Origin of the sequence: Ferrovibrio sp. (assembly GCF_019636075.1) — a bacterium.
Classification (GTDB): Bacteria; Pseudomonadota; Alphaproteobacteria; order Ferrovibrionales; family Ferrovibrionaceae; genus Ferrovibrio.
In genome coordinates this window covers 19,359-42,047 of record NZ_JAHBYG010000031.1, presented here as the reverse complement: position 1 = coordinate 42,047, position 22,689 = coordinate 19,359, and the positions used below count along the sequence as shown (strand labels likewise).

The following is a 22,689-nucleotide window of genomic DNA, read 5'->3' as shown; positions in this document are numbered from 1 at the left end:
TCAAGCCTCCCAGTTTAGCAAAGACGGCATTGGCCGCAAACCGCAGCCATGCAGCGCATCCTTGCCTTCGATATCGAGTTTAGCAAAGACGGCATTGGCCGCAAACCGCAGCTAAACGCGACGGCATCACCGTCAAACGCCGAGTTTAGCAAAGACGGCATTGGCCGCAAACCGCAGCATGATCCGCATGGGCTATCCGCGCCCGGTGAGTTTAGCAAAGACGGCATTGGCCGCAAACCGCAGCGTTCGGCCATGTCATCGTCCGGTGCAATCAAGTTTAGCAAAGACGGCATTGGCCGCAAACCGCAGCACGTTGGTTTTCTTCCCCTTCACCACACCAAGTTTAGCAAAGACGGCATTGGCCGCAAACCGCAGCCGGCGCTGAGGGCGAATGCGTTGTCACCCAGTTTAGCAAAGACGGCATTGGCCGCAAACCGCAGCGGCTCCGGCCCCGCCCCCGAAATCCGCAGAAGTTTAGCAAAGACGGCATTGGCCGCAAACCGCAGCCTGCCGCGTGGTGGAAAGAACCACGCAGCAGTTTAGCAAAGACGGCATTGGCCGCAAACCGCAGCGCAGGCGTCACGGAGACCGATCGGCACTTAGTTTAGCAAAGACGGCATTGGCCGCAAACCGCAGCGCTCTTGTTGCCGGCGCGGTCCACGGCCTTAGTTTAGCAAAGACGGCATTGGCCGCAAACCGCAGCTGCGACGCAGCCTGTCCATTCCGTTTGTGGAGTTTAGCAAAGACGGCATTGGCCGCAAACCGCAGCCGCATCGGTCCCCTGGCCGATATCGCCGCAGTTTAGCAAAGACGGCATTGGCCGCAAACCGCAGCGGGCTGGAGCCGATACCGCACGAGCCGAGAGTTTAGCAAAGACGGCATTGGCCGCAAACCGCAGCAAGTTGCTTAATCAGGTAGTCGCGGCGCCCGAGTTTAGCAAAGACGGCATTGGCCGCAAACCGCAGCAGCCGCTTCACGACAAGCTTTTTCATGCTGAGTTTAGCAAAGACGGCATTGGCCGCAAACCGCAGCGCCATGATAAGCCTCGTAATCGTGAGCCGAGTTTAGCAAAGACGGCATTGGCCGCAAACCGCAGCTTCGAGCGCCGGCCGGCGCCGTATGGCGCGAGTTTAGCAAAGACGGCATTGGCGCTCCGCCTCAGCGGCTCGTTTGTCTTTTCATCGCACACCCTCCAACTAAAAAAATACCCCGGCGCCGAGGTCCGGGGCCGGGGTTCCCATGGAGGAGAGAAATCGTTCGGCCCGGGTGTGAAACCCGAGCCGCACGCTGGGAAAAACTGGTGTGAAGGATCAATCGTCGGCGGCTTCTTCTCCGTCTTCGCCCGGGCCGGCATCGATGGCGGCTGCCACTACGCCGGCATTGGCGCGGATGGCGGCCTCGATCTTGTCGGCCATTTCGGGATGTTCCTTCAGATAATTCTTGGCCTGCTCGCGGCCCTGGCCGATACGCGTGCTGTCGTAGGAGAACCAGGCGCCCGACTTTTCGACCACATTGGCCTTCACGCCGAGATCGATCAGTTCGCCGGTCTTGGACACGCCCTCGCCATACATGATGTCGAACTCGACGACCTTGAACGGCGGCGCCACCTTGTTCTTCACCACCTTCACGCGGGTCTGGTTGCCCACCACGTCGTCCTTGTTCTTGATGGCGCCGATGCGGCGGATATCGAGACGGACCGAAGCGTAGAATTTGAGCGCATTGCCGCCGGTGGTGGTTTCGGGATTGCCGAACATCACGCCGATCTTCATGCGGATCTGGTTGATGAAGATCACCATGGTATTCGACTTGGAAATCGAAGCGGTGAGCTTGCGCAGCGCCTGGCTCATCAGGCGGGCCTGCAGGCCGACATGGGCATCGCCCATCTCGCCTTCCAATTCCGCCTGCGGCACCAGGGCCGCCACGGAATCGACCACCAACACGTCGATGGCGCCGGAGCGCACCAGGGTATCGGCGATCTCGAGCGCTTGTTCGCCGGTATCGGGCTGGGAAATCAGCAATTCGTTGACATTCACACCCAGCTTGCGGGCATAGCTGGGGTCGAGCGCATGCTCGGCGTCGATAAAGGCGCAGGTGCCGCCCTTCTTCTGGGCCTCAGCCACGCAATGCAGCGCGATGGTGGTCTTGCCCGAACTTTCCGGGCCGTAAATCTCGATGATACGGCCCTTCGGCAAGCCGCCAATGCCCAGCGCAATGTCGAGGCCAAGCGACCCCGTCGAGATTGATTCAATCTCGATGCTCTGGCGCGTACCGAGGCGCATCACCGAACCTTTGCCGAAGGAACGCTCGATCTGAGCGAGCGCGGCGTCGAGCGCTTTACCCTTGTCCATGTTCTCCTTGTCCACCAAACGGAGGCTAGCGGCTGTCATAACGCCCTCATCCTTTCACGGCCCCAGCGGAATTGCAACGAGGCTCGGTTAACCCCGTATATGTTCTATTTTCGTATTGCTGTCCAGAGAATTTTGCAAACCCTTGGTTTGACTATATTTTCTCTGAGTATTTAGGCTATGTTCAGGTCAGGTTCCCGGCCTGATTTCGGATGTTCCGGGTGTTTTGTTCCAGAATCCGGCGGGGCCGGATTCCCTGCCACAGAAGCCCGAAAAGCCCCCGGAAAAGGCAAAAATAGCCCAGTTATACGCGCCCTTCCATAACGTCTTTCAATTTCCCCGCGAGTTGGCTGAGGGAGAACGGCTTGGGCAGGAAGGAGACGTTATCGGTGTTGGCGAGGCTGCGGCGCAGGCCATCCTCGGCATAGCCGGAGATGAAGAGAATCTTCAATCCCGGGCGGCGCTGACGCAAATGCTCGGCAAGCGTCGGCCCATCCATGTTGGGCATCACCACATCGGTGACCAGCACATCCACACGATCAAGCTGCTCTGCCGGCAGATCGAGCGCCTGCTCGCCGGAGCCGGCTTCGATCACGGTATAGCCCTTGTTGCGCAAGGCACGCACCGCGAAGGCGCGCACGGCATCTTCGTCTTCCACCAGCAGCACCAGGCCCTGGCCGGTGAGATCGGCGGCATTGGCCGGAGCATCCTCGCGGTTGCTACGCTGCTCTTCGCGGCTGGGCTGATGGCGCGGCAGATAGATGCGGAAGCAGGCGCCGGGATTTTCGCCGGCATCGCCATGGGGCTGGCAAGGGCTTTCCACCTGGATGAAACCGCCGGTCTGCTTGATGATGCCGTAAACCGTGGAGAGGCCAAGCCCGGTGCCCGCCCCCACCGCCTTGGTGGTGAAGAAGGGATCGAAAATCTTCGCCAGGTTTTCCGGCGCAATGCCATGGCCGGTATCGCTGACCTCGATCAACACATAATCGCCCGCCGGCATGGTTTCGCCGCCCACCGCGCCTTCCAGCAGGGCCGTGCGATCCTGCCGATGATTGGCGGTGCGGATCTGCAATTCGCCGCCAGATACACCACTGGCGGCATTGGCCGTGTTCATCGCATCGCGGGCATTCACCGCCAGATTGATGATCACCTGTTCGATCTGGCCCTGATCCACCTTCACCAGGCCGAGATCGCGGCCATGGGTGATGCGCAGGCTGATGGTTTCGCCGATCAGCCGGCCGATCAGGTTGCGCAGATCGGCCAGCACATCGCCAAGATCCAGCACCTTGGGCATCAGGGTCTGCTGGCGCGAAAAGGCTAGCAATTGCCGCACCAGATTGGCGGCGCGATTGGCATTCTGCTTCACCTGCATCACATCGGCGAAGGATTGATCGCCCGGTTGATGGCGCTGCAGCAGCAGATCGCAAAAGCCGATCATCGCGGTGAGCAGATTGTTGAAATCATGGGCGATGCCGCCGGCCAGTTGGCCCACTGCCTGCATCTTCTGGCTTTGATTGAACTGCGCCTGCAGGCTGCGCTGCTCGGTGGTATCCACCAGATAGACCAGTTGGGTGGCCTGGGTGTCGCCGCTTCCTGGCATGCTGCCGCCTGCCATGACATGCCCCGCCGAGCCGGCGAAGACTTCCGCCGCCCGGCCATGCTGGCCGCTGAAGCGCACTTCCAGCGGCCGCGCCGCGATGCCCGCCTCGCCGCGCCGCGCCGCCATCAAATGGCGCACCAGTTCGGCCCCATCCTCTTCGCGCACCAAAGCGGCCAGGCGCTGGCCCGGCCAATCCTCGCGGCCGCAAAGCGCGCTGAAAGCCGCATTGGCCTGCAGGATGGCGCCAGACGCATCCAGCACCAGAATGCCGATCGGCGCCTGATCGAAGAAGCGGCGGAATTCGCCTTCCACCGGCCGCAATGTGCCGCGCAAGCGCAATTCGCGGCTGAGATCATGCACCACACCGCTGAAGCGCTCGGAGCCGCCCTCGCCGCCGCGAACCGACGAGCCCGGCACCGGCGTATGGGTGATGCCGACCAGGCGCGGCGGCTGGTCGCTGGCCGGATCCAGCGGCATCAGGCGCGCTTCGCCGCCCTCCCAATCCGGCGCGATCTGCGTATTGCCATTCTCATGGCGCAGCAGATCGCCCAGGCGCACGGCGCCACGGGTAAGCTGGTCGGGCGTGGCGCCCACCCAGGTGGCGAAGGTCTGGTTGGCAAACAGAAAGCGGCCATCGAGGCCCACTGAATACAGCCCCACCGGCGCATGATCGAAAAACGCCGCCAGGGCATCGCGCTGGCCGGCCAGTTCGGTGAGCATGCGGGTGGTGTCGCCGATATCGGCAATATCCCAGATCAGTTGCACCGGATCGTCTGGCCGCGCCATCAGGGTGACGCGCAGATGCAACTCACCCACCAAGAAATCCTCGGCCAGGATGCTATCGGGCCCCAGCCGCCGCGCCATGCGCTGCAAAACCGGGCCGGCCTCGGCCAACAGGCTGGGCGGATCGGGCAGGCCGGCGGGATACGGCGGCAGATGGCCCAGTTTTTCCACCAGCCGGCGATAGGCGCCATTGGCCGCAACGATCTCCGCCCCACCACCCAGCCGGGTGAGGCAGCGCGCCATCGACGAGGCATCGGCTATCGCCTGCGCCTGCCGCGCACGAACCGCCGAAAGCTGGCTGTCGCGCGCCGCATCGCGGCCGCCGAACAGGCGCAACAGGCTCATTGCGCCGCTCCGCTCATGAGCCGCCCTCGCCCTTCAGCTTCATCACGAAGCTGATCACATCGGCCACCGCCTTGTAATGCTCCACCGGGATCGGATCATCCACCTCGACCAGGAACAGCGCGCGCGCCAGCGGCGGGTTTTCCACCAGCGGTACATTATTCTCGGTGGCGATTTCGCGGATGCGCTTGGCGATCAGATCGGCGCCCTTGGCGGTAACGATCGGCGCATCCATCTTGCCCAACTCGTATTTCAACGCCACGGCATAATGGGTCGGGTTGGTCACCACGACGCTGGCCTCGGGCACATTGGCCATCATACGGGTACGCACGCGCTGCATGCGGATCTGACGCAAGCGCGCCTTGATCTGCGGGTCGCCTTCGCTTTCCTTGTATTCGTCCTTCAATTCCTGCCGCGTCATGCGCAGGTTTTTCATGTAATTGTAGCGCTGATACATATAGTCGAACACCGCAACAACGAACATCACCGCCATCAGCGCGCCCAGCAGCTTGAACACGATACGCGCGGTATGCGGCAGCATCACGGTGATATCGAGAGCGATCAGGGCTTCCAGCGAATCCAGTTCAGGCCCGATCAGATAAGCCAGCAGCGCGCCGATCAAGCTGATCTTGAACAGGTTCTTCACGAACTCGACAACGCTGGATACCGAGAAGATGCGCTTCAGGCCGGATAGCGGATTGATCTTGTCGAACTTCGGAATGATGCGTTCGACACTGAATTTCGGCACATTCTGCACGGCGTTGCCGGCCAGGCCGAACAGCGCGAACAGGCCCAGGATCGGAAACAGCGCGCCCCCCACCACAAGCGCGACATCCAGGATCAAGCGCAGCAGGTTGGATGGATCCATGCCGATACGGTGCGGCTGTTCGAAAAAGATCAGGCTGCCGCGCATGAAGCTGCGGCTGAGATTGTCGCCCAGCATCCACATGCCGATCATCGCCGCCATGAAAACGAACCAATGGCCGATTTCCTGCGACTTCGCGATATTGCCTTTTTCTTCGGCTTCGCGAAGTCGCTTTTCGGAAGGTTCTTCGGTTTTTGATTCGGGATCGGCATCTTCCGACATACGGCGGCCTCCCTATCGTGGCAGCAGGAACTGCGCAGCCAGTTCCTCGAATTGCGTGGTGAACAGCAATCCAATGGCAGCGAGCGAAAACCCGAACAGCAGGAACGACATCGCAATCTGCGGCGCCTGCATGATGAAGAAAATCTGCAAGGTGGGCATCAGGCGGTTGAGCAAGCCAAGCGCCACGTTGAACACGATGCCGTAAACGATGAAGGGCGCGGCCATGCGCATGCCCAGCGAGAAGCTGGACGACACCATCTGCTGCGCCACTTCGGCGAAATCGCCATAGGCCGGCGCCCGCAGCGGCGGGAAAAGCCGGTAGGAATCCACCATGCCCTGCAGCAGCACCAGATGCAGATCGGTGGCGAAGATCAGCATCGTGCCCATGAAGACCAGCGCGCCGCTGAGGACGGCGGTCTGGCCGCCCTGGTTGGGATCGAAAAACATCGCCGCGGCCAGGCCGGCCTGCGAGGCGATCACGGTGCCTGCCACCTGCAAGGCCGACATCATCATGCGCGCGATCATGCCGAAAGCCAGGCCGAAGCCGATTTCGGTGAGGATCAGGAAGCCGAGCAGGAAAGGCTGCGACGGCATCGGCGGCAGGGTGGGCCCCAGCACAGGCACCAGCAGGCCGGCCATCAGCAGGGCAATGGAAAGCTTCACCCGTGCCGGCACGCTGGCCTCGCCGATGCCGGGCAGAGACATCAGCACAGCCCCCAGCCGGCAGAATAGCAGCAGGAAGATATAGACATTGCCGGCGACGATCTGTTGCAGCATGCGCCGCGTCTCCGTGCCCTCAAGCCGCCCGTATCACCAACGGGCCTGCATCCGTATCGCGCGCCGGAACCGCCAAGTCAGCCCGGCCCTAATTGAGGCCCGCAATGCGCTGCGCCAGTTGCTCCATGAAAGTAACCATGGTGCCGATCATGAACGGCATCACCAGGATCAGAGTGCCGAAGATCGCCAGAATCTTGGGCACGAAGGTCAGGGTGGGTTCCTGCAGCTGCGTCAGGGCCTGGATCAGCGAAATGCCGAGGCCGATCACCAGGCTGACAAGCATGGCGGGTCCGGATACCTTGATCAGCACCCAGATCGCATCGCGCATCACATCGGTTACTTCAACGGCGGTCATCGATTCGCTCTCCGCCGTCAGTTATAGCCGAAATGCCACTAAATGGGCATGCGCATGATTTCCTGATATGCGGTAATCACCTTGTCGCGCACCGCAACCACGGTATCCAGCGCCACTTCGGCATTGGTTACCGCCGTTACCACATCGGTCACATCGGCCTTGCCGGCCACGGCCTGAGCACTCACCTGCTCGGCCTGATGGTTCGCCTTGATGGTGCTTTGCAGGGCATCGCGCACCAGATCGCCAAAACCGCCGCCTTCGGGCACGGCATTGCCCACGCTCTTGGGCGCGCCGGACAGGCCCCCGATGAAACCGCCGATCCGCAGATCAACCATCGGCTTTCTCCTTCAATACCTTAGTTGCGCAGCAGGTCGATCGTGCGATTGATCATCTGCTTGGCGCTGTCCACCACGTTCAGGTTGGCTTCATAAGTGCGCTGGGCTTCGCGCATATCGGCCATTTCGATCACGGATTTCACATTCGGCAGCTTCACATAGCCATCGGCATTGGCCGAGGGATGGCCGGGATCGAATTTCAACTCGAAATCCGACCGGTCCTTGGTGGGCTTGAGCGCGGTGACCATGTTGGCGCCGGTGGCGCGGTCCAGCTCGGATTTGAAATTCACCATCTTGCGGCGATAGGGATCGGCGCCCGGTGTCTTGCCCAGCGAATCGGCGTTGGCCAGGTTCTCGGCAATCACCTTCAGACGGTCGCCCTGAGCTTTCATGCCCGAGGCGGAAATCTTCATGGCGTTTTTCAGTTCCATGGCCCTACTCCTTCATAACCTTATTACTGCCAGGCTATTGCTGTCAGGTTATTGCTGCCTGGGCCCCAAAGCCTTACGCAGCAAGCCAACCTGCTTGCGATACAGATTGGTCATCAGATTGTGGTCGCCCTGGTTTTCCGCCAGGCGCATCATCTGCTCTTCCAGATTCACCGCATTGCCGTTGGGCGCCACTTCGTAGGTGCCCTCCACCTTCTGGGTGCGCCAGGTTGCCGAGCCGGCGCCAGCCGCCGCCGGGAAATGCCCCGCCGCCGTCACCTTCAAACCCATGCGCTGATTGTTGCCCTGCACCAGTTCGGAGAAATTGGCGGGCTTCAGATCGCGCGGCTTGTAGTTCGGCGTATCGGCATTGGCCACGTTTTCGGCAAGCACGCGCTGACGCTCGCCGATCCAATCCATGCGGCGGGTGATTGCCTTCAGAATGCCAATGCTGTCGAGATCCATAGACTTTCGCTCCGGATGCCACCTTCCTCCCCGCCCATGAATAAATCGTTAACGAGACTTCGTGATATAATGGCAGCAATCAGATGAAAGGCCCGGATTTTGGCTCAGCCGCCAGAAAAACCGCAGAAATCCCAGAAAGCCGTTGCGCTGCGGTATGATGCCGCCCGCGAAGATGCCCCGCGCGTGGTGGCCGCCGGGCAAGGCCATATCGCCGAACAGATCGTCAGAATCGCCCTGGATAACGGCGTCACCATCCGCAAGGATGCCGATCTGGTGGAAATCCTGGGTAAACTGGACCTGGATACCCTGATCCCGGTGGAGGCCTTCGCGGCCGTGGCTGAAATCCTCAGCTATGTGTACCGCACGCAAGGCAAAACGCCCCCAGGCGCCGAGCCGACCGAAGCTCCTTGACCCGAATCGGAGCCGACCAGCACAGTCGCCCGACGCGTGAACCCGACGCGCAAACATGGGCGCCATGGACAACATAGACTATACCCGCATAGCCATCGGCCTCGGCGTTTTGCTGATCCTGCTGGCGGCTTTCTATTGGGGCATGCGTCGCCTCTCGGGCACCACGCGCCTGGGCAAATGGCGCCCGGGCCAACGCATCGGCCTGGTGGACATGGCCCCCGTGGATGGCACGCGCCGGCTGGTGCTGGTGCGGCGCGACCGGGTGGAGCATCTGCTGCTGCTGGGCGACGATGGCGACCTGGTGATCGAAAGCGGCATTCCGGTGGAAGAACCCGAGCCCGCAGCCGAAACCGGCAGCCGCGGCTGGCCCAGCCTTCGCCTTGGCACCGACCGGCGCCAGGAAGATCGGCGCCAGGACGATCGCAGATCGGGCGACCCGAAAACCGGCGGCACCGATGCTTAAACCAGCCGGCCTGTTCGTTGCCCTCTTCCTGCGCAGCGTGGAGCGGTTTTTCCCGTTCGGCGCCGCACGCAGCCTGGCCGTACTCTCGGCCTGCGCCATCATCTATGCCGCATTGGCCTTTCTGGGCCCGGCGCTGGCGCAATCCATCAATATCGACCTGGGCGATGGCGGCGGCGGCCTTACCGGCCGGGTGATCCAATTGATCGCGCTGACCACGGTGCTCACCCTAGCCCCCTCGATCCTGATCGTGATCACCAGCTTCGTGCGCATCGTGGTGGTGTTTTCCATCCTGCGCACCGCTTTGGGCACGCAATCCACGCCGCCCAATGCCGTGCTGGTAAGCCTGGCGCTGTTCCTCACCTTCTTCATCATGCAGCCGGTGCTGGAGCGCGCCTATACCGAAGGCGTGCAGCCGTTGATCGAAGAGCGTATCGACGAGCAGGCGGCCTTCGACCGCGCGGTGGCGCCGTTCCACCAATTCATGCGCGGCCAGGTGCGCGAGAAGGATCTGGCGCTGTTCACCGGCTTTGCCCGCCTTGCCCCGCCCGCCTCGCCGGAAGCCATCCCGCTGCGCGTGCTGGTGCCGGCCTATATGATCAGCGAGTTGAAGCGGGCTTTCGAAATCGGCTTCCTGCTGTTCATCCCGTTCATCGTGGTGGACATGGTGGTGGCATCCATCCTGATGTCGATGGGCATGATGATGCTGCCGCCAGTGGTGATCTCACTGCCGTTCAAGCTGATCTTCTTCGTGCTGGTGGATGGCTGGAACCTGGTCTGCGCCGCCCTGGTGGAAAGCTTCATGGGCCCGCCGCCGGGCGGATAAAGAATCAATTGATGGCGGTGATGCCGCCGCGCGAAACGCGCTCGCGATAGCGGCTCATGAAAGCCTCGTACTGGCCGATCTGCGCAATCGCGGAAGCCAGTTCGCGGGGGTCGCCGGCACCGCGTGCGATGGTGGCCGCGATGGCGTTGAAGGCTTCGGCATCGGGCGTGCCGCGCATCTTGTCCTGATACTTCTTGCGCAGATCTTCCAAGCCGGCGGCATCGTTGGTCATCGACAGCGCGACGGCCCATTGCAGCACCTGCTTGCGCTCGTCCACGCTGAGCGGCGCCGGATCGGTAAAGCGGTTGCCCAGATTCTGGCCCATCACACGCGCCGCCGCCACCCAATCCTTGGCCCGCCAATGGATATCGGCGCGCAAGCCACGGGCATCCGGGCTCTGATCGTTGGCCAACAGGTTCAGCGCTTCCGAGAAACGGTCCAGATCGGCCAGTGCCCGCACCTGCAGCAGCCGGCGTTCCTGCACCAGATTGCCCGACAGGCCCTGGGCATCGGTGCCCTGCAGCGCCTTGAGCGCGGCTTCGGGTTTGCGGTCGAGCAGGTCCACCACCGCCAAGCGGGCGCCGGCCCGGGCGCGATCCTCGCCGCGCAGGCGATATTGAATCTGATGCTCAAGCAATTCGGCGGCACGGTTGAGCAGATCTACGCCCACCAAACGGTCTGCCAGCTTGCCGATGATCTCGTCGCCATCGGGCCCCGGCGGGGTGAGTTCGCGGTAATCGTAATACAATGCCAGGGCTGCCAGCGGCGGCAGCGATTGCGCCCCGCCATCCAGGAACAGGCGAGCGAATTCATCGCTCATCTGCTTGGTCAGCAACGGCACATCCGCCGATTTCGGGAAGTATTTCACGATCTGGCGGAAAGTGGCGATGCCGTTGCGCAGATCGCCGCTGGCGAATTGCAATTCGCCCAGGCGCCGCAGCAGATTGAATTCGTAGGGATCGCCGCGCCAGGCGAAGCGCAGGCTGTCCAGCTTTTCGATAGCCTGTGGCGTATCGATCAGTTTACGCGCCAGCATGAACTCGGTCTTGGCATATTCGGCATAAGCGCGCGCCTTACGGTCGCCGCTGGCAATGGCCATATCGAAAGACTGGATCGCCTGATCGGGCCTGTTCTGCGCCTGGGCCAGCAATCCGCGCACGTAATGCGCTTCGGCTTCCTGACCACGACTGAGTACGTCGCCGGAAAGCGCCGCCAATTCGGCTTCGGCGCCGGCCATGTCGCCACCGGAAAGCCAGGCGCGTGCCATGCTGAGCCGCAGGCCGCCGCGAATATCGGCGGGGAACCGTGCCACGGCGCCGCCGGCCAGGGAATAGGCCTTGCGGGCCGAAGGCCAATCGTCGCGCTGTGCCGCCAGCAGGCCACGATAAGCCAGCACATCGGGATCGTCGTCGAACAAGCGGGAATCCAGATCATTGGCCGCATCGTTGAGGCGGCCGAGCATCAGGTTGGATACGCCGCGCATGGCGCGGAACCGCTTGTCGCGTTCGATATCCGGAGCTTCCATACGGGCGCGGTTCAGCACGCCCAGCGCCTCGGCATGCAGGTTCTCGGCAAAATAAAACTGCGCCAGCGCCAAACGCGCGGCCTGGCGCTGAGAAGCCGGCAACATCGCCAGGCGATATTGCAGATTCTGCCGCTTCTCCAACTCGGTATTGCCATCGACATTACGCCAAGTGTTGTAATCGAAAATCTCGTTGCCGGCGCGGCGCGGGTCGGCGCCTCGCGGCGCGGATAGCGCCAGGCCGTTGGCGCTGGCGATTTCGATGCCACGCGGATAGCGCCGCACATCAAGGTTTTCCGCCCGCGCCTCGAAGGCAAAACCCTGGAAGCTGGGCAACACCGCAAGTTCGACGAATTCGCGCCGTTCGGGCACGCCGCCATTCGCGCCGGCATACGGCACAACGGTAAGCGTATCGCCCACATCGGGGTCGATCAGCCGCACCGGCTGGGCCGGATCATTGGCGGCGAAAAACAGCTTGGCTCCGCCTTCATTATCCAGCAGGCGGCGCACATCGATCACCGGCGGCCGGGTGGCCCCAGGCATAGCAGCTGGCGCCGAAGCAGCCGGTGCCGCAGCCTGGCCATCGCCCGAATTCTGGCCATGGCCCTGGTTCTGGCCCGCCTCGGGTTCGGCCGGCGCGGCCGTGGGCGTGATATTGTCCTGATTGATCAGCGATACCGACCAGCCGGCATTGCGGCGGCTGAATGTAGCGCTGGTGCTGCTCGGTACCGCGAAACGCAGCACGGTCATGCCCGGCACGGGCAGTTGCATCACATCGTTGATCTGGCCATTCCAGTCGCGCGTGGTGATCGGCCGCAGATCAACCACATAGGGCCGGTCGAACACCATCCAGAGATGGCCGTTACGCATGAAGGCCGCCGCCCCCACCGCACGGGTGAACGGAAAGACAAGCAATGGGCCAGAGCGGCTGGCATCCACCACCGGCACCAACGGATCGCCGCTGGGCTGGCCGCTGAGCGGCGGCGGCATCAATGAGCCATCCGGCGCCATAGCCTGAACCGGCTGGACCGGCGCGGCAGCCGGCACGCCATTGCCGCCGGGGCGCGAAGTTGCAGTCTGTTGTGCGGGGGGCTGTTGTTGTGCCGGAGCCTGTTGTACCGGGGCCTGTTGTGCCGGGGCCTGTTGTGCCGGGGCCTGTTGTGCCGGGGCCGGGGCTGGGGCCGGCGCTGGTGCAGCGGGACGCACGGGCTGGGCAACCGGCGCTTGCGGCGGGGCGGCTGCGGCCTGCGGAGCTGGGGCCGGTGCTGGGGCCGGTGCAGTGGCCTGGGCAGCAGGCGGACGCTGTGCCGCAGCCGGCGCCGATGTCTGGGGTGCCGCCTGGGCCTGAAGCGCCTGGGCCTGGGGTGCCTGCTGGGCCTGGGCCGGCGCCTGTGCGGCCGGCGCTTGTGCGGCCGCCGCCTGCGGGGCGCCCACATCCACCACTACTTTGCCGCCGTCACGCCAATGCTTGAGGCTGGCCCCTTCCGGCATGGTGAAACCGACGCTGCTGCCGCCATTCTCGGTCCGCGCCGTCAGGCCTTCAACCCAACGCGGCGGACGGCGCGCCAGATTGCCAAGATCAATTGCCGTGGGACTTTCAAAGCGCAGGCTGGCATTGCGCCCCTGGCTTTCGGCGGTATAGGGCACGGCCTGCGGAAAATCGAAAACCAGGCGCGTATAGGTGGGATGTTCGCCAGCGCGCACACGGATGCTGCCGGCTGTGGCTGGCGCCTGCTGGCCCTGGGTTTGACCTTGAGCTTGAGGCGCCGCTGCCGGTTGCGAGGCAGCCGGACGCTGCTGCAGGGCAGCCGGGGCTTGCTGGGTATCGGGCAGGCGCTGGGGCATCGGCACGCCGATCGGCGTGGTATTCTGCTGTTGCACCTGGGCGAATGTTTCCAGCGGCAAACCCGCGATCAGCGCGCATAGCAACAGGCGGGAGGGCATGCCTCCGCCTCGCCTGCTAACGCCTTTGCGCCGATACGCCATATCCGGTCCTTCGCCTGGGCCGACCCATTGGCCCGATTCGCCCATTTTTACCATGGATTCCAAGGATTAGTGCAGTCCGGGTTAAAGGATCGTTCCCACCGGCAAGATGGCCTGCAATTTCGCCTTAAGTTGGGCATGGTCGAAGGGCTTGGCAATATAGCCATTCACCCCCGCCGCCTTGGCTTTCTGCACGTTTTCACGCTCGATTTCCGCGGTAATCATCACGAATGGCACATCGGCCAGCCGTTCATCGGCCCGCACCGCCTTCAGCAAGCCCAGCCCATCTATCGGCTTCATGCGCCAATCCGACAGGATCAAGCCATAGGGCTTGCGCCGGCACATGGTGATGGCTGCCAGGGGATCGTCGACGGTATCGATATCGCTGAAGCCGAGATTGCGCAGATGGGTATCCACCAGCTTGAGCATCGGGCGGTGATCATCGACCACCAGAACCGAGAGGGCCTGCGCCTGCGGTACCCCAGCCACCAGACCTAGCCGAACAGGCCCAGCAGATAACCGCCCTTACCGCCGGCAATGCCGCTGCTCTGGCTTTCCTTGTTGATCAGATAGCGCTGCACGATCCTGTCGATCTCGCCGCTATCGGAAAACTTCTTCACATCCACCTTGCGCTCCAGAGCCGTGACCTGGCTGGACACTTCCTGGATCGCCAATTCCTTCGGGATATTGTTGGCAACGGTGATCACTTCGCGCAGCACGGAATCGCCCAGCAACTGCACGGTCTTGGTGACATCCTTGGCGCGGCGGGAGAATTCCAGCGCGGCACGCACGCCGGGCGCGGCCTCGTCCAGCGACTGCTCGTATTTCACCTGCTCGTATTTGCCGACGATCTTGTCCACCATCGCGGTGGATTTGATGTTCAGTTCCTTGAACATGAACACGTTGAAATCTTCGGCCATCTGCTTGAAGCGCGGATCCTGGAAACGGTTGGCCAGCGAATTCTGATCGCTCAGATCGCTTTCCAGAATCTTACGGATCTTGCCCTTGTTGAGCGCCTCGCTCTCAAGGTCGTAGGCTGTCAGCGCGAAGCGCACCAGGCGGCTATCGCTGAAGAAATCTTCCGTCGATTTGATATTCTTGATGTTCTCTTTGTAATAATCGACCTCGCGCTGAATATCCGTGCGGCTGCGGAAGCGCTGGAATTCCGGACTGTCGAGATCGTAGCCGCCGCTGGCCTTGGACGGCGCCTGCTCTTCGGCCAGCAACGCGCGGGTATTCACCCTGGTAAAATCATCGGCCACGGTTTTGGCGAGATCACCGAGCTTGAGCAAAGCGCCATCGCCGCCCACGCCGGCTGTGCCGGAATTGGTGATCACCAGATTCTTCAGCTTGGACAGGCCGGCCTCGAAGGGATTGCCGGTGCCATCATTGCGCACCACGCCCTGGCCATCGATGGTCAGGGCATTGCCATTGGCATCGAGCACGCCGCCGGCGCGGCCGAAATCGAATTTGCGCGCGGCTTCCAGTTCCTTCACGCTGCCCTGGCGGGCGGCCGAATTGGGATCGTTGAGATCGCTTTTCAGCACATCGCGCAGACGGTCGCGGTTGAAAAGATAAAGATCGCCAAGCCCAGTGGCCCGGGCAATCACCTTCAGGGCACGGTCATCGTTGAGCAATTCGTCGACGGTCTGTGCCGTGGCGGCGCGGTTGCGGAAATACAGCGCGTCGTTCACCACCTGGGCATTGTCGGTCTTGATCTGGGCATTGCGCACGCGAGTGGACGAGTTGCGCACATCGCGCATCGCCGCATTGATTTCGTCGTTGCGGGCGGCATCGGCAGATTTTGCGGTGTTCTGTTCGGCAAGCTTCTGCAGCTTCTTGAACATCGCGAGCGGCGATGCACTAGCACTGCTTGCCAGAGGTAGATCAATCGAGACCATGTAGCCCGCCTCCTGCGTGCCGACCGGTTTGCCTGTATGCGACGGGGCTTACGCTATTCTGCCAAACCCGCGCCTTAAGCTGAAAAATACCATGAAAACTGCCAGGAACAACAGTTAACAGTAAAATTGTTAATGAAATGTGATTTCCGTCGCAGTGTAACCGGCTGAAATAATACCGGTTAACCGCCTCTATTGGGCTGGGCGGCAGCCGGAGCGGCCCCCCCTGGCGTAGCGCCTTGGGCCGGGCGAGCCTGGCCATTGGCGGGGGCGGCAGCGCCACTTCCAGCCTGGCCGGCGGCACCTGTGGCACCGGCCCGCAAGTTGGCCGGCAGCATTTTGCGGCGGGCCATCTGCACGGTGATGTCCTGGGCCTTGGCCGGATCCATCTTGGCCATGATGGCAGCCACACGGGCCTCCTTCATGCGCTCCATCACATTGAGCAGCACGGCATTATCGAGATCGGCAAAGATGCGGGCCGCTTCTTCCGGCTTCATCGTCTCGTAGATCTTCACCAGGCCGCGCAGATTCTCATCTTCCTGCTTGTCGGTGGTCTGCACGATCTGCTTGACGCTGGCTTCCAGCTTCTTCATTTCGTTGATGCGTTCGTCGATGCGCTTCTCGGCAGCCGCCAGAAGACTTTCGCGCAGATCGAGTTCGCGAGCACGCTGTTCCAGTTGTTCGCGGCGCTGTGCCAGATTGGCCAGCAGCTCGATTTCGGCACGCGTGAACGTAGTGGGGTCGCGGTCTGCCAGGCTGGCCACGGCAGAACTCTGCGGGGCCTGGGCCTGGGCCTGGGCCTGGGCCTGGGCCTGGGCTTGTGACTGAGTTGGTGCCTGCGACGGATTCTGGGCTTGAGGAGCCTGAGCCTGGGTTGCCTGACCAGCTTGGGCGGTTTGCGCCGGCTGCGCCTGCTGGGCATCGGCCGGTGTTACGAATAACGCACCCCTGCCCTGCCACAGGCCGCCGAGTTTGATACCCAGCAACAAGGCCACGGCCATAATGGTGAGCGGCAGCAGACGCACCCGGCTGCGCATCTTGCCGCGCATCTGTGCCGAGGGCGCCATCATGGCGGGCGATACGGCAATGGCCGGCTGTTCGATCTGAGCCTGCCCTACCTTGTCCTTGGCAGCCGAAGCATAAACCGCTGCATAAGCGGCAGCCGCAGCCGGCGGCAAACCTGCCCCTGGCTGTCTGCTGCCAGGCTGGCCCTGGTTACCTGCTTGCTGGCGCGGGCGGTCGTATCCTGGGATTTCGCTCACGTAACCTGCCTCAACGCGCCTGTCTCAGGGCCATGAGCAGTTCACGCTCGGCCTCGGATCGCGGCTCGAATTTGAAACGATCAACCGTCGTGCCTGCCTGGGCTGTAGCCTGGGATGTAGCCTGGGCTGCTGCTTGCGCACCAGCCGCCGGCCGCATCGCTGCCGCCGGGCGAGCTGCCGAAGCACGCATCGGCGTGAACGGACGGTCGGCATTGCCAAGATCCGGATCAGGCGCGGCAGAGCGGGCGGATGCAACGGTTTCGCGCACCAGACCATCTCGGCGTGCGGCATCGCGCTGAAGATTGTCACGCACCGGAGCGCTTTGCGGCGCGCCATCCTTACCTGTACGCAGCGAGCGGTTGCCCGCCGCCTCGCCGGCCAAACGGTCGGCCAGACGCTCGGCGGTCTCGATCATGAAACCGAGTTCTTCGCGCAATGCCTTGGCCTGTTTCATGCGTTCTTCATGCACGCCATCAACGGCGGCTGAAGCCGCTTTCAGGTCTGCCATGCCGACCCGAGCCTTCGACAAGGCCTTATCGAATTCACCGATCAGGCGGCGCATTTCATCCTGATTGGCGCGCAGATTGCCAAGCCGGCGATTGAGCGCAAGGCACATACCGAAGGTGCCGATCAACAGCACCGCAACGACAAGTTCGACAAGAAGGGTGATATTCATCAGATACCCTCCACGATCAAGCGCTTGATCGACCGATCAATCTTAATGGCGATATTGTTGCCCATGCGGCCCATGCGGCCTTCCACCATCGGCACGCCGCCGCAGCGCATCATGATGGTGGATTCCGGCGCGGCGTTGAACATGATGGTCTTGCCCACTTCCAGGTTCATCACCTGGCCGAGCGTCATCACCTGTTCATCCAGCACCGCTTCGATTTCCACATCGGTGGACCACAATTCGGTGGCCAAGTGGTTTTCCCAGATCGAGTCACGGCCGAATTTCTCGCCCATGAACATCTGCAGCAGCAATTCGCGCACCGGCTCCAGCGTCGCGTAAGGCAGCAGAAGCTCCAGGCGGCCGCCGCGATCTTCCATATCCACGCGCAGGCGGGCAAGAATTGCCGCATTGGCCGGGCGGGCGATGGTGGCGAAACGCGGATTGGTCTCGATCCGGTCGTAGGAGAAATTCACCGGCGCCAGCGGCTCGAAGGCTGCGCGCATGTCGTCGAGCACCACATTGACCATGCGCTCGACGAGGTTGCGTTCGATGGTGGTATAGGGGCGACCTTCGATGCGCATCGCCGCCGTGCCGCGACGGCCGCCGAGCAGCACGTCCACGATGGAGTAGATCAGCGAGCTATCGACGGTAAGCAGGCCGTAATTATCCCATTCCACCGCGCGGAACACGCTCAAGATCGCCGGCAGCGGGATCGAGTTCAGGTAATCGCCGAAACGGATGGAGGTGATGTTGTCGAGCGAGACTTCGACGTTATCCGAGGTGAAATTGCGCAACGACGTGGTCATCAGACGCACGAGGCGATCGAACACCACTTCGAGCATCGGCAGACGCTCGTAGGAAACCAGTGCGCTGTTGATGATGGCGCGTATGCCGGCCTTGTCGGAATCATCCTCGATAGACGCATCGAAGCCAAGCAGGCTGTCGATTTCGTCCTGATTCAGAATCCGGGTGGAACCGGCCGCGGCATCGCCGCCACCAGCGGCTTCGCCGCCCCAGTTACCGCCCTCTTCGCCCGTATCCGCCATATCCGTGCCCGCGTTGCGATCCAGCTACTGGATCAGCATTTCCTTGAACAGCACATCGTTGATCCTGATCGGCGCCACTGCCTGGTTGACGCGGATCAGCAACTCTTCCTTCAAGCGATACAGCCCCGCCGAACCCACAAGGTCGTCGGGGCGCAATTCGCGCAGATAGACCTGGAAATTGTCGATCACGCGCGGCATCAATTCGTTCAGCTTCGGCGTCGAAAGCGGCTCCTGGTGTTCCAGCGCCACCTTCAGCTTGAGATAGGATGCCTGCCGTCCCGTCGCATTCAGGTTCACGAGAATGTCAGGCAGATCGTGGAATACGGTCACCTTGGGCGGCTCGGGCTTGGGTTCTTCAACCTTCTTGCCGCCAAACACGCCGAGGAAATACGCCGCGCCGGCGCCGCCGATCAGCAGCAGCAAGACCAGCGGAATTACGATGAAGATGATCATGCGCTTGCCGGAGAGCTTCTTCTTGCCCTCTGTGCCTTCGCCTTCCGCGCCTTCGGTTTCGTCAGCCATCGGCCCTTCGCCCGCCTACCGCCTATATATAACGTGCCACCCGACAGGGCTGGCCCGCACGATTCCTCTACTTGCCCTGAACTGGGTAAAGCAGCCGGGTTAACGTTTCGTCAAAACCCGGCAGATTTTGCCGGGTGGGCTGGGGCGATCTACCGGCAAAAACCGCCACAGCCCCCTCTTTCCATTAGAAAACTCTGATATTTCAACACTTTAATAAGTTGGCACGGGCCCTGCAATTAAATCCGCGAACCCGGCCCTGGCCGACACGATATTACAGGAAGACCCTGCCATGGAAAACGCGAGCTACATCGGACTATCCCGCCTCTCCACCATGCGGCGCGAGATGGATGTTATCGCCAATAACCTGGCGAACATGAATTCCAATGCCTACAAGGGCGAGCGGATCATGTTCGAGGAATTCCTCTCCCGCGACGTGAAGAATAACCGCACCAGCTTCGTGACCGATACCGGCGTGCTGCGCAATTTCGCTCCCGGCAAGCTGGTTTCTACCGGAAATCCGCTGGATATCGCCATCAACGGCGAAGGCTATATGTCGGTGGATACTCCCCAGGGCCGCCGCTTTACCCGCGATGGCAACCTGCGCCTGGACGATGACCGCCGCCTGGTCACCTCGGGCGGCCATCCGGTGCTCGACAATCGCGGCCGCGAAATCAAGTTCCCGCAGAACCTGTCCGACCGCCCGGCCATCGCCGTGGACGGCACCATCACCGTGGGCCAGGAGCAGGTGGGCAAAATCGACCTGGTGACCTTCGAAAACGAACAGGGCCTGCGCAAGACCGCCCAGGGCCTCTACGCCACCGACCTGGAGCCCAAGCCGGCTCCGCAGCTGACCAATATCAGCCAGGGCCTGCTGGAAAGCTCCAACGTGGAGCCGATCCTGGAAATGACCAACATGATCGAACTGATGCGGCAATACCAGAACACCCAGAACCTGATCGACGGCGAACATGACCGGTTGCGCAAGGCGGTGGAACGCCTGGGCCGCAGCGGCAACGCCTGATCGTAGATTGAGATAGAGGAAGGAGAGAGCCATGCGTTCGCTCAACACCGGCGCCACCGGCATGATGGCACAGCAGCTCAACGTCGAAGTTATCTCGAATAACATCGCCAACATGAGCACCACCGGCTTCAAGCGCCAGCGCGCTGAATTCCAGGATCTGCTGTACCAGAACCAGCGCCGCCCGGGCGCCACCTCGTCGGATGCCAACACCATCGTGCCGTCTGGCATCCAGATCGGCGTGGGCGTGCGCACCGCCGGCGTTTACCGCATCCATGAGCAGGGCAACCTGAACTCCACCGGCAACACCTACGATCTCGCCATCAACGGCAAGGGCTTCTTCCAGATCACCCTGCCCTCTGGCGAAACCGCCTATACCCGCGCCGGCTCCTTCCAGGTGAACGGCCAAGGCCAGATCGTGAATGCCGATGGCTACCTGCTGAACCCCAACATCACCGTGCCGCAAGGCGCGCTGAGCGTGAGCGTGGACGTGACCGGCATCGTGGAAGCCCGCCTGGCTGGCCAGGCGCAGCCGCAGCAGCTGGGCCAGATCCAGCTTGCCAACTTCATCAACGAAGCCGGCCTGGAAGCCACCGGCGACAACCTGTTCCTGGAAACCCCGGCCTCGGGCCAGCCGCAGGTGGGCAATCCCAACACCCAGGGCCTGGGCACACTGCGACAGGGCTATCTGGAAACCTCCAACGTCAATCCGGTGCAGGAAATCACCAACCTGATCACTGCCCAGCGCGCCTACGACATGAACTCGAAGGTGATCACCACCTCCGACGAAATGCTGCAGACCACCACGCGCCTGCGCTGATGCACGGGATACGGAGAAAAGCCATGCTGTCGATCCGCACCACCCTCCTCGCCTCTGCTCTCGCTGGTGCCCTGGCTGCCGGTCTGGCCATGCCGGTCGCCGCGCAGACGCAGCTTGCAGCGGCGCCCCAGGGTATGTCTCAGGCCGCCGGCAAACAGATGGGTCGTTATGTCGGCGAACGCGAAGTGGCGCAGCGCCTGGCCGAATTGGTGCGCAAGCACAATGGCGGCAAGCCGGTGGAAATCGCCTTCCATGGCCGCGACAACGGCTTCATGCTGCCGCAGGATGCCGCCTGGCGCCTGGAGCAGTTCAGCTACGATGGCCGCTCGGGCCGCTTCAATGCCCAGGTGGCGGCAAACGGCCTGCGCGAGGAAATCCGCCTGTCTGGCCGCGCCACCAGCGTGGAAGCCCTGCCGGTACTGCGCAACCGCGTGGCACCTGGCGACACCATCACCGCCAACGATGTGGAATGGCGCCAGATGCCCGCCGGCCGCTATGGCAGCGACTATATCGAACGGGTGGAAGACGTTATCGGTCAGACCCCGCGCCGCTCGCTGGGCATGGGCCAGCCGATCCGCAGCGCCGATCTGAGCCGCCCGGAAGCAGTGAACAAGAATGCCCTGGTCACCATGATCGCCACCGTGCCGGGCCTGACCATCACCACCTCCGGCCGCGCCATCGAAGGCGGCGCGATCGGCGATGTGATCCAGGTGACCAACCTGCAAAGCAAGAAGATCGTGCAAGCCACCATCGTGGCGCCCAACCAGGTTCAGGTGATCACCGCCGCGCGGTTGATCGCCAGCAATTGATACATCCGGCTACGGCCAGAAGGCTTCAGAAGGAAACCGCATCATGATCCGCTCCCTCCGCATCCTCCCGCAGCTCGCAATCATGGGCAGCATCGCCCTGATGCTGGGCGCCTGCGATGTCAGCCGCCTGTCGGAAGTCGGCAAGACGCCGGCGCTGAGCAAGATCGAGAACCCGACCGAGATGCGCGACTACCGCCCGGTGAGCCTGCCGATGCCGGCCGGCGAAGTGACCGCGCGGCATTCCAACTCGCTGTGGCGCCCGGGTTCGCGGCAATTCTTCAAGGATCATCGCGCCTCCAAGGTGGGCGACATCCTGACCGTAAACGTGGATATCCAGGAACGCGCCACCCTGCAGAACAACACCACGGCCTCGCGCGACAACCGCGAGAATGCCGGTCTGCCGAACTTCCTCGGCCTGGAAGCCGCAGCCGATGGCGCCGGCGGCGTACTGACCGGCGCGGGCGTGGCCTCGGCCCTGAACCGCGTGTTCAACAATGCCAACCCGGATTCCCTGATCGGCGTTACCTCCACCTCGCAGGTGCAGGGCCGTGGCCAGGTGGATCGCCAGGAACAGATCACCATGCGCATCGCCGGCATCGTCACCCAGGTGCTGCCGAACGGCAACATGGTGGTGCAGGGCAAACAGGAAATCCGCGTGAACAACGAAGTGCGCGAATTGATCGTGCAGGGCATCGTGCGGCCGGAAGACATCACCGCCACCAACACGGTGAACCACACCCAGATGGCCGAAGCCCGCATCGCTTACGGCGGCCGGGGCCTGCTGAGTAACATGCAGCAGGCGCGCTACGGCCAGCAGATCTACGACATCCTCTTCCCGTTCTGATCGGCAAGCCCCGATCATCCAGGCGGGAAACGGAAAAAAGGCCGGTCAGAAAGACCGGCCTTTTTTATGCGTGCACAA

General features: G+C 62.4%; 22 protein-coding genes and 1 CRISPR repeat array (1 of these 23 cut by a window edge). Of the genes, 7 read left to right on the top strand and 15 right to left on the bottom strand.

Features of this window, described 5'->3' with window-relative positions:
- Positions 1–1,163: a CRISPR direct-repeat array (repeat unit 36 nt; unit sequence AGTTTAGCAAAGACGGCATTGGCCGCAAACCGCAGC) (it extends 648 nt beyond the left edge of the window).
- Between the two features lie 147 nt (positions 1,164–1,310).
- From recA to flgB, 8 genes are all read right to left on the bottom strand, one after another.
- Positions 1,311–2,387 carry a recombinase RecA gene (recA, locus tag KF827_RS13420; protein WP_291006384.1) on the bottom strand — a complete coding sequence of 359 codons (1,077 nt, stop codon included), beginning with the start codon at positions 2,385–2,387 and terminating at the stop codon, positions 1,311–1,313.
- A gap of 262 nt (positions 2,388–2,649) precedes the next feature.
- Entirely contained in the window at positions 2,650–5,073 is a 2,424-nt protein-coding gene (locus KF827_RS13415; protein WP_291006381.1) for a response regulator, read from the bottom strand.
- A gap of 13 nt (positions 5,074–5,086) precedes the next feature.
- The gene (gene flhB / locus KF827_RS13410) at positions 5,087–6,157 is read right to left on the bottom strand and encodes a flagellar biosynthesis protein FlhB (protein ID WP_291006378.1); all 1,071 of its coding nucleotides are present in this window, start codon (positions 6,155–6,157) and stop codon (positions 5,087–5,089) included.
- Between the two features lie 12 nt (positions 6,158–6,169).
- The gene (fliR, locus tag KF827_RS13405; protein ID WP_291006376.1) at positions 6,170–6,934 is read right to left on the bottom strand and encodes a flagellar biosynthetic protein FliR; all 765 of its coding nucleotides are present in this window, start codon (positions 6,932–6,934) and stop codon (positions 6,170–6,172) included.
- Positions 6,935–7,022: 88 nt separating this feature from the next.
- Entirely contained in the window at positions 7,023–7,289 is a 267-nt protein-coding gene (fliQ, locus tag KF827_RS13400; RefSeq protein ID WP_291006373.1) for a flagellar biosynthesis protein FliQ, read from the bottom strand.
- A gap of 38 nt (positions 7,290–7,327) precedes the next feature.
- The gene (gene fliE / locus KF827_RS13395) at positions 7,328–7,624 is read right to left on the bottom strand and encodes a flagellar hook-basal body complex protein FliE (RefSeq protein ID WP_291006370.1); all 297 of its coding nucleotides are present in this window, start codon (positions 7,622–7,624) and stop codon (positions 7,328–7,330) included.
- A 20-nt stretch (positions 7,625–7,644) separates the two neighbouring features.
- Positions 7,645–8,055, bottom strand: a complete 411-nt coding sequence (flgC, locus tag KF827_RS13390; protein ID WP_291006367.1) for a flagellar basal body rod protein FlgC — start codon at positions 8,053–8,055, stop codon at positions 7,645–7,647.
- A gap of 48 nt (positions 8,056–8,103) precedes the next feature.
- Entirely contained in the window at positions 8,104–8,517 is a 414-nt protein-coding gene (flgB, locus tag KF827_RS13385; RefSeq protein WP_291006364.1) for a flagellar basal body rod protein FlgB, read from the bottom strand.
- A gap of 99 nt (positions 8,518–8,616) precedes the next feature.
- On the opposite strand from flgB, the gene KF827_RS13380 reads away from it, so the two are divergent.
- The 3 genes from KF827_RS13380 to fliP all read left to right on the top strand — a co-directional run bounded on the left by KF827_RS13380 (position 8,617) and on the right by fliP (position 10,214).
- Positions 8,617–8,928: an EscU/YscU/HrcU family type III secretion system export apparatus switch protein gene (locus KF827_RS13380; protein ID WP_291006362.1), complete on the top strand. Its 312-nt coding sequence runs from the start codon at positions 8,617–8,619 to the stop codon at positions 8,926–8,928.
- Between the two features lie 64 nt (positions 8,929–8,992).
- On the top strand, positions 8,993–9,391 hold the full coding sequence (locus KF827_RS13375; protein ID WP_291006358.1) for a flagellar biosynthetic protein FliO: 399 nt from the start codon (positions 8,993–8,995) through the stop codon (positions 9,389–9,391).
- Positions 9,384–10,214: a flagellar type III secretion system pore protein FliP gene (gene fliP, locus KF827_RS13370; protein ID WP_291006355.1), complete on the top strand. Its 831-nt coding sequence runs from the start codon at positions 9,384–9,386 to the stop codon at positions 10,212–10,214. Before KF827_RS13375 ends, fliP begins: the two co-directional genes overlap by 8 nt.
- Before the next feature lie 4 nt (positions 10,215–10,218).
- Here fliP and KF827_RS13365 read toward each other — a convergent pair whose 3' ends face one another.
- The 7 genes from KF827_RS13365 to KF827_RS13335 all read right to left on the bottom strand — a co-directional run bounded on the left by KF827_RS13365 (position 10,219) and on the right by KF827_RS13335 (position 19,120).
- Entirely contained in the window at positions 10,219–13,680 is a 3,462-nt protein-coding gene (locus tag KF827_RS13365; protein ID WP_291006352.1) for a hypothetical protein, read from the bottom strand.
- A gap of 123 nt (positions 13,681–13,803) precedes the next feature.
- Entirely contained in the window at positions 13,804–14,208 is a 405-nt protein-coding gene (locus tag KF827_RS13360; protein ID WP_291006349.1) for a response regulator, read from the bottom strand.
- A gap of 5 nt (positions 14,209–14,213) precedes the next feature.
- Positions 14,214–15,566, bottom strand: coding sequence for a DUF1217 domain-containing protein (locus KF827_RS13355; protein ID WP_291006346.1), 1,353 nt, complete (start codon positions 15,564–15,566; stop codon positions 14,214–14,216).
- Between the two features lie 233 nt (positions 15,567–15,799).
- On the bottom strand, positions 15,800–16,879 hold the full coding sequence (locus tag KF827_RS13350; protein WP_291006343.1) for a hypothetical protein: 1,080 nt from the start codon (positions 16,877–16,879) through the stop codon (positions 15,800–15,802).
- A 10-nt stretch (positions 16,880–16,889) separates the two neighbouring features.
- A complete protein-coding gene (locus tag KF827_RS13345) occupies positions 16,890–17,555 on the bottom strand; it encodes a DUF6468 domain-containing protein (RefSeq protein WP_291006340.1) in 666 nt (221 codons plus the stop codon).
- Complete coding sequence (gene fliM, locus KF827_RS13340) at positions 17,555–18,598, bottom strand: flagellar motor switch protein FliM (protein WP_291006337.1); 1,044 nt, start codon at positions 18,596–18,598, stop codon at positions 17,555–17,557. The genes KF827_RS13345 and fliM overlap by 1 nt, the downstream gene beginning before the upstream one ends.
- Before the next feature lie 24 nt (positions 18,599–18,622).
- Positions 18,623–19,120 (bottom strand): flagellar basal body-associated FliL family protein, encoded by a 498-nt coding sequence (locus KF827_RS13335; protein WP_291006334.1) that lies wholly within the window; start codon positions 19,118–19,120, stop codon positions 18,623–18,625.
- Between the two features lie 289 nt (positions 19,121–19,409).
- Between KF827_RS13335 and flgF the strand changes: the two genes are divergently transcribed.
- Genes flgF through flgH form a run of 4 tightly spaced genes read left to right on the top strand, consistent with a single transcriptional unit; the run spans position 19,410 to position 22,611 of the window.
- The gene (gene flgF, locus KF827_RS13330) at positions 19,410–20,141 is read left to right on the top strand and encodes a flagellar basal-body rod protein FlgF (protein WP_291006332.1); all 732 of its coding nucleotides are present in this window, start codon (positions 19,410–19,412) and stop codon (positions 20,139–20,141) included.
- Between the two features lie 31 nt (positions 20,142–20,172).
- Positions 20,173–20,958 (top strand): flagellar basal-body rod protein FlgG, encoded by a 786-nt coding sequence (gene flgG, locus KF827_RS13325; RefSeq protein WP_291006329.1) that lies wholly within the window; start codon positions 20,173–20,175, stop codon positions 20,956–20,958.
- A gap of 23 nt (positions 20,959–20,981) precedes the next feature.
- Positions 20,982–21,767: a flagellar basal body P-ring formation chaperone FlgA gene (flgA, locus tag KF827_RS13320; RefSeq protein WP_291006326.1), complete on the top strand. Its 786-nt coding sequence runs from the start codon at positions 20,982–20,984 to the stop codon at positions 21,765–21,767.
- Between the two features lie 43 nt (positions 21,768–21,810).
- Positions 21,811–22,611 carry a flagellar basal body L-ring protein FlgH gene (gene flgH, locus KF827_RS13315; RefSeq protein ID WP_291006323.1) on the top strand — a complete coding sequence of 267 codons (801 nt, stop codon included), beginning with the start codon at positions 21,811–21,813 and terminating at the stop codon, positions 22,609–22,611.
- Positions 22,612–22,689 lie beyond the last annotated feature (78 nt).